This is a genomic window from Streptomyces sp. NPDC030143, from assembly GCF_055573695.1.
In genome coordinates, this window is sequence record NZ_JBVIAY010000022.1 from 67764 (window position 1) to 78346 (window position 10583).

Below are 10583 nucleotides of genomic sequence, written 5' to 3' on the forward strand. Positions count from 1 at the left end.
GACGGGCGATCGGCTCGAGGGCGGTCCGCACCGGCTCGAAGGGAGCAGGACATGCGCCTGGGGACGACGTTCGCCGCCGCTGTGACGGTGGTGCTGGCGACCGGGGCACCGGCCGGCGCCGCGTACGCCCAGACCGACCTCGACTGTCGTGACTTCGCCTTCCAGGAGGACGCGCAGGCCGAGTTCGACCGTGATCCCAGCGACCCGCACCGGCTGGACGAGGACGACGGGCCGGACGACGGGATCGCCTGTGAGGCCCTGCCCCGCAGGGGCGTGATCGGCACCGCGACCGCGAGAACACCCAGAACGCCCCCGACCCCCCGCGGGACCACCGGCGCCCCGACCACCGACCGCCCCACCGGTGCCCCGCCCACCGGCGGGACCGCCAGTCCCGTGCCCAGCCGCGGTGTCGAGGGCGGAGTCGGCGGCAGTTCCGGCCCGGCCGACTTCGAACGGCCACTGGGCGTGGCGCTGGCGCTCGGCGCCCTGGCGCTGACGGCCGCCCACGTGGCCCGGCGGCGCCGCCGGGCGCTCAGGGGTCGATGAGGCCGGCGCGGATGGCGTACCGGGTGAGGTCGAGCCGGTCGCGCATGCCGAGCTTGTGCAGGAGGTTGGCGCGGTGCCGTTCGACCGTCTTGGCGCTGATGAAGAGCAGCGCGCCGATCTCCTTGGAGGTGTGGCCCTCGGCGACGAGCTTGAGAATCTCCTCCTCGCGTTCGGTGATGGGCCGCTCGGGCAGTCCGTCGACGTCGTCGCCCCGGTGCAGCCGGTCCAGGTAGGAGCGGACCAGGGCGCGCTCCGCGCCCGGGTAGATGAACGGCTCGTCGCGCACGACCGCCCGGCACGCCTCCACGAGGTCCCGGTCGGCGACGGACTTCAGGACGTAGCCCCCGGCCCCGGCCTTGAGCGCCTCGAAGAAGTACTGCTCGTTGTCGTACATAGTGAGGATGAGGATGCGCACGCCGGGCAGGCGCCGCGCGAGTTCGCGGGCCGCCTGCAGACCGGTCGTGCGGGGCATCGCGATGTCGAGGACGGCCAGGTCGATGTCCCCCTCACGGGCCCGCTCGACCGCCTCGGTCCCGTCCCCGGCCTCGGCCACGACGGTCAGGTCCGGCTCGGCGTCCAGGATCAGCCGTACGCCCCGGCGCACGAGGGTGTGGTCGTCGGCGAGGAGTACCCGGGTCGGACCGGCGGGCCGGTTCACGGCGCGGACGGCCACCGCCGGGGCGTTGCCGGCCGTGAAGGCCGCCGCCACCGTTGGCCCCTCGTCGTTCATCGGCCGCCTCCCGAGGGCACGGGGGCGGCTCCGGTCGTGGTGAGGCGTACGTCCGTCCCCGCGCCGGTGTGCGGGCCGAGCGTGAGCGTCGCCCCGATCAGCAGGGCCCGTTCGCGCATGCCCCGGATGCCGGCGCCCTCCTGCGCGCCCGGGTCCAGTCCCCTGCCGTTGTCGCGTACGAGGAGTTCGACGCCGTCGGCGACCGGGCGGAGGTGGACTTCGGCGCGGTCGGCGGCGGCGTGCCGGGCGGTGTTGGTCAGGGCTTCCTGGGCGACGCGGTAGAGCACGAGTTCCGTCTCCTCGGTCAGCGGCGGCAGCCCGGGGCGCAGCTCGGGGCGGACCGTCAGTCCCCGGGTGGTGTACTCGGCCGCGAGCGCACGCAGGGCGCTGACCAGGCCGAGTTCGTCGAGGACGCCGGGGCGCAGCCGGCGGGCGATGCGGCGGATCTCGTCGAGGCCCGCGCGGGTCGCTTCCTGGGCCTGGCCGACCTCCGCGCGCAGGTCGTCGGGGGCGCGGTCGGCGACCCCCTTCAGCTGGAGGAGCACCGCGGTCAGGGTCTGGCCGACCTCGTCGTGCAGTTCGCGGGCGATGCGGTGGCGCTCGCGTTCCTGGGCCGACAGGGCCAGGGCGGCACTGGCGGCGCGTTCCGCCTCCAGCCGGTCGAGCATGGCGTTGTACGTCGCCGTCAGCTCGGCCGTCTCCACCGGACCGGAGACGACGGCGCGCACTCCGGGGTGCAGCAGGTCGGCATCGGCCATGGCCCGGCCCAGCCGCCCGAGCGGGGCCAGTCCGACGCGCAGCACGACCGCGTTGACGGCGAGCAGTGCCGCGAGGCCGGCCACGACGACGAGCGCCTCGCCCGGCAGGACCGGCGTGGAGACGGTGACCGGGCCCAGGAGCAGCGCGGTGGCCACGACCAGGCCGACGGCGTTGAGGGCGAAGATCCGCCAGAACAGCGACACGTGCGCTACTCCTCCTCCCCGCGTCCGGTCCTTGTGCCGGTTCCGTCCCCATGGCACCGCCGTGACCAGCCTCTCCGTCCTCCGACGCCCCTGTCCATCCGTGACGACACCCATGTCGTCACCGTACGGCGGGGTGACAGCATGGCGGCGCCGGGCGCCCTTGATCGGCTCGGCCGGGCAGGCGTTCCAGGAGCTGACGGAGGCGGGCCCGACCTCCGCCCCCGTCCGTCCTGCGCCGTCGCCCGACGTCCAGACCTCCGCCACCGGCCATGAACGACCAGCAAGGGGAAGAAACCGTGTCCGCTCCACGTCTTCGGACGACTCCGCTGCCAGGGATCGGCGTCCAGTACGACCTCGTGACGCGCGAGCACCGCCACCTGTCCGTGGTGGCGCACCGCGACGGCACCCGGACGGTGAACGTGTACCGGACCGACGATCCGGACTCCTGCGCCCACTCCCTGCGGCTGACCGCTGCCGAGGCGAGCTCGCTGATCGACGCGCTCGAGCCGTCCCACCACAGCCCGAACCTGCTCCACACCACCGGTCTGGGCCTGGTCGCCGAGCGGGTGGAGGTGTCCTCGGCCTCGCACTGGAACGGCCGTCTGCTGGGCGAGACCCGGATGCGTACGGAGACCGGCGCGTCGGTCGTGGCGGTGTTGCGGCGGGCCGAGGCGATCCCGTCCCCGGCGCCGGACTTCCGGCTCGCGGGCGGTGACACCGTCATCGTCATCGGCACCCGCGAGGGCGTGGACGCGGCCGCGACGATACTCGGGCGGGAGTGATCCTGTGCACTCCTCCGCCGTCCTGTTGATCGAGTTCGGTTCCATCATCCTCGGCCTCGGCCTGCTCGGCCGGTTCGCCGCCCGTTTCCGGCTGTCGCCCATACCGCTGTACCTGCTGGCCGGCCTGGCCTTCGGCGAGGGCGGGCTGCTGCCGCTCGGCGCGAGCGAGGAGTTCGTGGCGATCGGCGCCGAGATCGGCGTCATCCTGTTGCTGCTGATGCTGGGCCTGGAGTACACGGCGAGCGACCTGGTCTCCCAACTGAAGGTCCACTATCCGGCGGGCCTGGTCGACTTCGCGCTCAACGCCCTGCCCGGTGCTGCCGCCGCGCTGCTGCTGGGCTGGGGGCCGGTGGCGGCCGTGGTGCTGGCGGGCGTCACCTGGATCTCGTCGTCCGGGGTCATCGCCAAGGTGCTCGGCGATCTGGGCCGGGTCGGCAACCGGGAGACGCCGGTGATCCTGAGCGTCCTCGTGCTGGAGGACCTGGCGATGGCGGTCTACCTGCCCGTCGTCACCGCGCTGGTGGCGGGCGTCGGGCTGGCGGCCGGCGGCATGACGCTGGCGATCGCCCTCGGCGCCGCCGGGCTCGTGCTGTTCGTGGCGGTGCGCTACGGCCGGGTGATCTCCCGTTTCGTGTCCAACGACGACCCGGAGAAGCTGCTGCTGGTCGTGCTGGGGCTGACCATCCTGGTCGCCGGTGTGGCGCAGCAGCTCCAGGTGTCGGCGGCCGTCGGGGCGTTCCTGGTCGGCATCGCGCTGTCCGGGGAGGTCGCCGAGGGCGCGCACACCCTGCTGAGCCCGCTGCGGGACCTGTTCGCCGCGGTCTTCTTCGTCTTCTTCGGGCTGCACACCGACCCGGCGAGCATTCCTCCCGTCCTGCTGCCCGCTCTCGCGCTGGCCGTCGTCACGACCGCGGCGAAGATCGCCACCGGATACTGGGCGGCCCGGCGGGCCGGGATCTCGGTCCGCGGACGCTGGCGGACCGGCGGGACGCTGGTGGCGCGCGGTGAGTTCTCGATCGTCATCGCGGGGCTGGCGGTCACCGCCGGCGTCGAGCCGTCCCTGGGACCGCTGGCGACCGCGTACGTCCTGCTCCTGGTCGTCCTGGGCCCGCTCACCGCCCGCTACACCGAGCCGCTGGCCACCTGGTGGACCGAGCGCCGCGCCGCCTCCGCGAGCACGAGCGAGCAGCTGCCCGAGGCACGGAAGGAGTCACCGGTGGGCGACTGAGGTGCCCGTGCCCGGTGAGGGGACGGCGGGGCACCTCGGCCGCGGAGGGGCACCTCGGCCGCATCGGGCTCCTCAGTCCCGGTAGGGCGCCTCGGCCGCGGAAGGGCATTTCGGCCGCGGAGGGGCACCTCGCTCGCACAGGGCTCCTCGGCCCGGAAGGGCGCCTCGGCCGCGGAGTGCGCCCAGGTCGCGGAGGTACGACCGCCGCTGACGGCCGGCCGCCCCGCGCCCTCTGCCGGCGGCGGGCTCCCCCGAACCCTTCGACCGGTGACGGCGGGCCGCAGTAGGCCCCTCGGCCGACAACGGCAGGGCCCGTCCCAGAGCCGCCCGGCCGCTGACGCTCGGGGACGGGCTCCCCGAGCAGCTCACCCGTTGCCCACGACCGGCGCCGAGCGCCCTCAGGCAGGCCCGCCGCCCGCCTCCCACCCCTGTCCGCGCAGCACCCCCGCCACGTCCGGGGCCTCGTAGTGCTCCCCCTTGAGGACCTTGCCGTCGGCGCGGCGGGCGACCCTGCCGTCGGGGCCGAGCTTGGTCATGTTGGAGCGGTGGATCTCGGCTATGACCTCGTCCAGGTCGATCCCGTGCACCAGGGCCGTGCCGTAGGCGACGTAGACGACGTCCGCCAGCTCGTGCGCGAGCCGGTCCAGCGGGCCGTCGACCGAGACCTCGGCGACCTCCGCGGCCTCCTCGGCGAGCAGCTCACCGCGGTGTGCGGCCAGGTCGGGAGACACCTCCGTCGGCTTACTGCGGACGTCGAGCCCGAAGGCGGCGTGGAAGGCGCGGACCAGGTCGGCGGGCGAGGAACTCATGCACCGACTGTAACGGCGGCCACTGACACCTCCCCCGGAACGCCCGGCCCTGGCCAGCACCGCGCGCCACCTGGCAGGATCGCCCGCATGTCCCAGGTGTTCCCCCGTGTCGACCGGCGTCGCGCCCTCGAGGCCGCGGCCGCCGCCGTCGTCGTCCTCGGGCTCCTGATGTGGTGGCTGCTGCCCCTGGGCGAGGACCCGCCCAGCGGCCGGATCACCATCAGCACCGGCACCACCAGCGGCGTCTACTACGAGTACGGCACCCGGCTGCGCAGCGAGCTCGCCGACGACATGCCCGACCTCGAGGTGGACCTGATGGCCAGCAACGGCTCGCAGGAGAACGTCGCACGGGTGGCCACCGGCAGGGCCGACTTCGCCATCGCCGCGGCCGACGCGGTGGCGACGTACGAGGAGCAGAACCGCGGTTCCGCCGCCGGGCTGCGCGGGGTGGCGCGTCTGTACGACGACTACGTGCAGCTCGTCGTGGCGCGCGACTCCGACATCCACTCCGTGGAGGACCTGAAGGGGAAGACCGTCGCGACGGGCCTGCCCCGCTCAGGGGTGCGGCTGATCGCCGAGCGGGTGCTCAAGGCGGCGGGACTGGATCCGGCGAAGGACCTGACGGCGGTCTCGCAGGGCATCGACACCGGGCCCGAGCGGCTGATGCGGGGCGGGATCGACGCGTTCTTCTGGTCGGGCGGGGTGCCCACGGCGGGTCTGCAGAAGCTCGCCAACCTCTTCAGCTTCCGGTTCGTCCCCATAAGCGCCGAGCTCGTCGCGAAGATGCACGAGCAGGACGACACCACCGGCTACTACCGGGCCACCAACATGCCCGAGACGGCCTACCCCACGATCCAGAACGGCTCCCCCGTTCCGACGATCGCGGTGTCCAACCTCCTGATGACTCGCACGGACGCGGACCCCCGGCTCACCGAGTGGCTGACCCGGACCGTCATCAAGAGCCGGGACGGCATCGGCGCGCACGTCCACTCCGCCCAGCTGGTGGATCTGCGCACGGCCATCTACACCGACCCGCTCCCCCTGCACGACGGCGCCCGCCGCTACTACGTCTCGGTCAAGCCTTAGAGCTCCGAACAGAAGGGGAGACCGGCTCGGTCTCCCCTTCTGTTCGGGGCTCTGAGGGTTCATACCCGCCCGGGCGGCGCGGCCTGATCAGGCGCTCATAGTGCAAGGGCCCCTCAGCCGCGTCCGCTCACTGGACGGGCCGGGACCGCGGTACATACACGGTCACCTCGAGGCCGTTCGGTTCGTGGTGGCCGAACGACAGGGAGCCGCCGCCCGCCGCGAGCAGCGCCCGGGAGATGGACAGGCCGAGGCCGGAACCCTTGATGTTCTGGTGGCGGCCGCTGCGCCAGAAACGGTCGCCGACGCGCGCGAGTTCCTCGTCGGTCAGGCCGGGGCCGTTGTCGACGACGACGACGGTCGACGTCTCGCCGTCGGACGCGACGGTCACCTCGACGCTTTCGCCCTCCGGCGTGAACTTCACGGCGTTGTCGATCACCGCGTCCAGGGCGCTGGACAGGGTGACGGGGTCGGCCCACGCGGTGGTGGGCGGACAGTCGCCCACCAGGCGGACGCCCTTGGCCTCGGCGGTGGGCGCCCAGGCCGCGACGCGCTCGGCGGTCAGCGCGCCGATGTCGGTGACGCGCAGGTCGGCCTCCGTGTGCTCGGCCAGCGCCAAGTCGAGCAGGTCGTCCAGCACCTGCGCCAGACGCTTGCCCTCGTTCTGGACGGACGCGATCTCCTCGTTGCCCTCCGGAAGTTCGTAGGCGAGCAGTTCGATCCGCAGCAGCAGCGCCGCGAGCGGGTTGCGCAACTGGTGCGAGGCGTCGGCGACGAAGGCGCGCTGCTGCTCCAGCACGTCCTCGACGTTGTCCGCCATCTCGTTGAACGACCGGGCCAGCCGCCGGAGTTCCGGTGGGCCGCTGGCGACGGCGACCCGGGACTTCAGCCGCCCGGTGGCGATGTCGTGGGTGGTGGCGTCGAGGACGCGCACCGGCTTGAGCACCCAGCCGGTCAGGCGCAGGGCGGCACCGATGGCGAGCAGCATCGCGGCGCTCTCGCCGGCGCCGATCACCAGCCAGCCGTGCAGGATCCGCGACCGCATCGCGCCGGTGGGCGAGTCGGTGACGACGACCGCGACGACGTCGCCGTCCCGGATCACCGGCGACGCCACCACCAGGCGGTTGCGCTGCCAGGGCCACACCTGCCGCGGATCATGGCTGCGGCGGCTCAGCAGCGCCTCCTTGAAGGCGTCCCTCACCTCCCCCGATTCGGGGAGGTACCAGTCCCTCGGCGCGTGGGCCATGGGGGTGTCGGTGAGGTAGAAGACACCGGCACGGATGCCGTAGACGTCGTAGTAGCTGGCCAGCTCGCGGCTGAGGGTCTCGCGCCGCTCGTCGTTGGACGTGGGCGTGGTGCCGGTGGGGGCGGTGACGAACTGGGCGAGCGCCGCGAAGCGGGCGGTGTCGTCGATGCGGTCGACGACCACCCTCTGTTGCTGGGCGCCGGCCACGCTGACGGCCAGCGGCACGCCGAGTGCGAGCAGGACGGCCGCCATCAGGACGATGAGCAGCGGCAGGAGACGGGTGTGCAAGCGGGCCCCGCTAGGCCGGGGCGACGAGCCGGTAGCCGACCCCGCGCACGGTCTCGATCAGTGCGGGCATGCGCAGTTTGGCGCGCAGGGAGGCGACGTGCACCTCGAGGGTGCGCCCGGTGCCCTCCCAGCTGGTGCGCCACACCTCGCTGATGATCTGCTCCCGCCGGAAGACCACACCGGGGCGCTGGGCGAGCAGCGCCAGCAGGTCGAACTCCTTGCGGGTGAGCTGGACGACGGAACCGTCGACGGTGACGCGGCGGGTGGGCAGCTCGATGTGCACGGGGCCGAGGTTCAGCGTGCCCTCGCCCGCGGCCGCCGCGTCCTCGTGGACCGTGCGCCGGCTGACGGCGTGGATGCGCGCGAGCAGTTCCCCGGTGTCGTACGGCTTGACCACGTAGTCGTCGGCGCCCAGGTTGAGGCCGTGGATGCGCGAGCGCACGTCGGAGCGGGCCGTGACCATGATGACCGGGGTGGCGGTGCGCTTGCGGATCTTGCCGCAGACCTCGTATCCGTCCTGGTCGGGCAGGCCCAGGTCGAGCAGGACGACCCCGAAGCCGGGCCCCTCCGGGACGAGCGCCTGGAGTGCCTCCTCGCCGCTGCGCGCGTGGGTGACGTCGAAGCCGTGCCGTTTCAGCACCGCGGACAGGGCGGCCGCGACGTGGTTGTCGTCCTCGACGAGCAGCAGTCTCACTCCGGCCTCCTCGGGTTCATCGGGCGTACGGTCCGGCTCTGTACAAAGGCGTCACCCCACGGCGTACGGTTCCGGCGCGTCCTGGCGACGCGGCACGCGCGCGCGTGCACATGGCAGTGACGCTGATGGACGAGGACGCCGTCAAGTGCGTTCCGGTTGCACGGGGCTACCGTTATCCGCCCGATACGCGCGCAGGTCACAAGAGCTACGACATGTGTCCGATTGCTATCGGATCGTGATGCTCAGATTCCCCTCAGATGTAATGACGCTGGTCGAGACTGGTTACTACTGTCCTCCGAAACCGAGGAGGACGGAGCCTGAGAGCGATGACCGAAGTATCGGTGGCCAAGGAAGACGCGGCCGCGCCCGACGAGCTGGTCGTACTGAAGAGCGTCAACAAGCACTTCGGCGCGTTGCACGTTCTCCAGGACATCGATCTGACGATCGCGCGTGGTGAAGTCGTCGTGGTCATCGGACCCTCCGGGTCCGGTAAGTCCACCCTGTGCCGCACCATCAACCGCCTGGAGACGATCGACGCGGGCACGATCACGATCGACGGAAAGCCACTGCCCCAGGAGGGCAAGGAACTGGCGAGGCTGCGCGCCGACGTCGGCATGGTCTTCCAGTCCTTCAACCTGTTCGCGCACAAGACCGTGCTGCAGAACGTGATGCTGGGCCAGATGAAGGTCCGCAGGACCGACAAGAAGAAGGCGGAGGAGACCGCCCGTCAGCTCCTGGACCGGGTCGGCGTCGGCACCCAGGCCGACAAGTACCCCGCCCAGCTCTCCGGCGGCCAGCAGCAGCGCGTCGCGATCGCGCGGGCCCTGGCCATGAACCCGAAGGTCATGCTCTTCGACGAGCCGACCTCGGCACTCGACCCCGAGATGATCAACGAGGTGCTGGAGGTCATGCAGCAGCTCGCGCGGGACGGCATGACGATGATCGTCGTCACGCACGAGATGGGATTCGCACGATCGGCTGCAAACCGCGTGGTGTTCATGGCGGACGGCCGCATCGTCGAACAGGCTGCGCCCGAGCAGTTCTTCAGCAACCCGCGCAGCGACCGCGCCAAGGATTTCCTGTCGAAGATCCTGCACCACTGACGGCGTCGGTGCACCCGACGACCCCGCGCATCCCGACGACCGGCGCCACCCGCCTTTCGACGGCCCGCATTCCTTCCTCATACGAAGGCATCATCCAAAGGAAGTTCACCATGAAGCTTCGCAAGGTCACCGCCGCCTCGGCCGCCGTCCTCGCCCTCGCCCTGACCGCCACCGCGTGCGGCGGCGACGACAAGGAGGACGCCGGCAGCGGCTCCGGCGACGGCGCCAAGATCAAGATCGGGATCAAGTACGACCAGCCCGGTATCGGTCTGAAGGAGCCGGACGGTTCCTTCTCCGGTTTCGACGTGGACGTGGCGACGTACGTGGCCAAGGAGCTCGGCTACCAGCCGAACCAGATCGAGTTCGTCGAGACCAAGAGCGCCGACCGCGAGAACGCGCTCGCCCGGGGCGACGTGAAGTTCATCGTGGCCTCGTACTCGATCAACGACAAGCGCAAGGCCAAGGTCGACTTCGCCGGCCCGTACCTGCTGGCCCACCAGGACCTGCTGGTCAAGGCCGACTCCAAGATCACCAAGGGTGCGGACCTCAACGGCAAGAACCTCTGCTCCGTGGCCGGCTCGACCTCGGCGCAGAACGTCCGCGACAAGATCGCCCCGAAGGCCAACCTGCGTCAGAACAGCGGCTACTCGGAGTGCCTCGCCGCCCTGCAGAGCGGCGCGGTCGACGCGCTGACCACGGACGACTCGATCCTCGCGGGCTACGCCGCGCAGGACAAGTGGAAGGGCCAGTTCAAGCTGGTCGGCGAGAAGCTGAGCAACGAGAACTACGGCATCGGCGTCAAGAAGGGTGACAAGGCCACCGTCGACAAGATCAACGCCGCGCTGGAGAAGATGGTCGCCGACAAGTCCTGGGACAAGGCGGTCTCCGAGAACTTCGGTCCGGCGAACTACAAGAACGAGCCGGCCCCGAAGATCGGCGTCATCGTCAAGTAAGGCGTCCTGCACACGCCATGCGGCATCCGCTGCCGTAGGAATCCCGCGGCCGACGTGGGGTTCCGCGGGCGGGGGGGGGGAAGGGGGGGGGGGGGGGGGGGGGGGGCACGACCTCCACGTACGCCCCCCCCCCCGAAGAGGGGGGGGGGGTGGTTGGGT

Annotated in this window: 11 protein-coding genes; 6 read left to right on the forward strand and 5 right to left on the reverse strand. The window is 71.8% G+C overall.

Features of this window, described 5'->3' with window-relative positions:
• The first annotated feature begins 51 nt into the window (after positions 1 to 51).
• On the forward strand, positions 52 to 546 hold the full coding sequence (locus ACZ4YY_RS30125; RefSeq protein WP_468297345.1) for a hypothetical protein: 495 nt from the start codon (positions 52 to 54) through the stop codon (positions 544 to 546).
• On the opposite strand, the gene ACZ4YY_RS30130 is transcribed toward ACZ4YY_RS30125, so the two are convergent.
• A complete protein-coding gene (locus tag ACZ4YY_RS30130) occupies positions 533 to 1276 on the reverse strand; it encodes a response regulator transcription factor (RefSeq protein ID WP_468297348.1) in 744 nt (247 codons plus the stop codon). The two genes, ACZ4YY_RS30125 and ACZ4YY_RS30130, sit on opposite strands and share 14 nt — an antisense overlap.
• On the reverse strand, positions 1273 to 2238 hold the full coding sequence (locus ACZ4YY_RS30135) for a sensor histidine kinase (protein ID WP_468297351.1): 966 nt from the start codon (positions 2236 to 2238) through the stop codon (positions 1273 to 1275). Before ACZ4YY_RS30135 ends, ACZ4YY_RS30130 begins: the two co-directional genes overlap by 4 nt.
• A gap of 296 nt (positions 2239 to 2534) precedes the next feature.
• Between ACZ4YY_RS30135 and ACZ4YY_RS30140 the strand changes: the two genes are divergently transcribed.
• Together ACZ4YY_RS30140 and ACZ4YY_RS30145 are read left to right on the forward strand one after the other, a co-directional pair.
• Positions 2535 to 3020, forward strand: a complete 486-nt coding sequence (locus ACZ4YY_RS30140) for a cation:proton antiporter regulatory subunit (protein ID WP_468297354.1) — start codon at positions 2535 to 2537, stop codon at positions 3018 to 3020.
• A 4-nt stretch (positions 3021 to 3024) separates the two neighbouring features.
• Positions 3025 to 4248, forward strand: coding sequence for a cation:proton antiporter (locus ACZ4YY_RS30145; protein ID WP_468297358.1), 1224 nt, complete (start codon positions 3025 to 3027; stop codon positions 4246 to 4248).
• 398 nt (positions 4249 to 4646) lie between these two features.
• Here ACZ4YY_RS30145 and ACZ4YY_RS30150 read toward each other — a convergent pair whose 3' ends face one another.
• Positions 4647 to 5057: a pyrophosphohydrolase domain-containing protein gene (locus ACZ4YY_RS30150; RefSeq protein ID WP_468297361.1), complete on the reverse strand. Its 411-nt coding sequence runs from the start codon at positions 5055 to 5057 to the stop codon at positions 4647 to 4649.
• Positions 5058 to 5144: 87 nt separating this feature from the next.
• On the opposite strand from ACZ4YY_RS30150, the gene ACZ4YY_RS30155 reads away from it, so the two are divergent.
• Complete coding sequence (locus ACZ4YY_RS30155) at positions 5145 to 6143, forward strand: TAXI family TRAP transporter solute-binding subunit (RefSeq protein WP_468297364.1); 999 nt, start codon at positions 5145 to 5147, stop codon at positions 6141 to 6143.
• A 127-nt stretch (positions 6144 to 6270) separates the two neighbouring features.
• Here the strand turns inward: ACZ4YY_RS30155 and ACZ4YY_RS30160 are convergent, their stop codons facing one another.
• Both ACZ4YY_RS30160 and ACZ4YY_RS30165 read right to left on the reverse strand, forming a co-directional pair.
• Entirely contained in the window at positions 6271 to 7674 is a 1404-nt protein-coding gene (locus ACZ4YY_RS30160) for a sensor histidine kinase (protein ID WP_468297367.1), read from the reverse strand.
• A 10-nt stretch (positions 7675 to 7684) separates the two neighbouring features.
• Positions 7685 to 8368 carry a response regulator transcription factor gene (locus ACZ4YY_RS30165; RefSeq protein ID WP_468297371.1) on the reverse strand — a complete coding sequence of 228 codons (684 nt, stop codon included), beginning with the start codon at positions 8366 to 8368 and terminating at the stop codon, positions 7685 to 7687.
• Positions 8369 to 8694: 326 nt separating this feature from the next.
• Between ACZ4YY_RS30165 and ACZ4YY_RS30170 the strand changes: the two genes are divergently transcribed.
• Positions 8695 to 9471, forward strand: a complete 777-nt coding sequence (locus tag ACZ4YY_RS30170; protein ID WP_468297374.1) for an amino acid ABC transporter ATP-binding protein — start codon at positions 8695 to 8697, stop codon at positions 9469 to 9471.
• Between the two features lie 110 nt (positions 9472 to 9581).
• Positions 9582 to 10424, forward strand: a complete 843-nt coding sequence (locus ACZ4YY_RS30175) for a glutamate ABC transporter substrate-binding protein (protein ID WP_468297377.1) — start codon at positions 9582 to 9584, stop codon at positions 10422 to 10424.
• Positions 10425 to 10583 lie beyond the last annotated feature (159 nt).

Excerpts from the sequence above, each read along its gene's own strand:
- ACZ4YY_RS30155 (WP_468297364.1), top strand. The coding sequence starts at position 5,145 with ATGTCCCAGGTGTTCCCCCGTGTCGACCGGCGTCGCGCCCTCGAGGCC.
- ACZ4YY_RS30130 (WP_468297348.1), bottom strand. The coding sequence starts at position 1,276 with ATGAACGACGAGGGGCCAACGGTGGCGGCGGCCTTCACGGCCGGCAAC.
- ACZ4YY_RS30150 (WP_468297361.1), bottom strand. The coding sequence starts at position 5,057 with ATGAGTTCCTCGCCCGCCGACCTGGTCCGCGCCTTCCACGCCGCCTTC.
- ACZ4YY_RS30125 (WP_468297345.1), top strand. The coding sequence starts at position 52 with ATGCGCCTGGGGACGACGTTCGCCGCCGCTGTGACGGTGGTGCTGGCG.
- ACZ4YY_RS30170 (WP_468297374.1), top strand. The coding sequence starts at position 8,695 with ATGACCGAAGTATCGGTGGCCAAGGAAGACGCGGCCGCGCCCGACGAG.
- ACZ4YY_RS30175 (WP_468297377.1), top strand. The coding sequence starts at position 9,582 with ATGAAGCTTCGCAAGGTCACCGCCGCCTCGGCCGCCGTCCTCGCCCTC.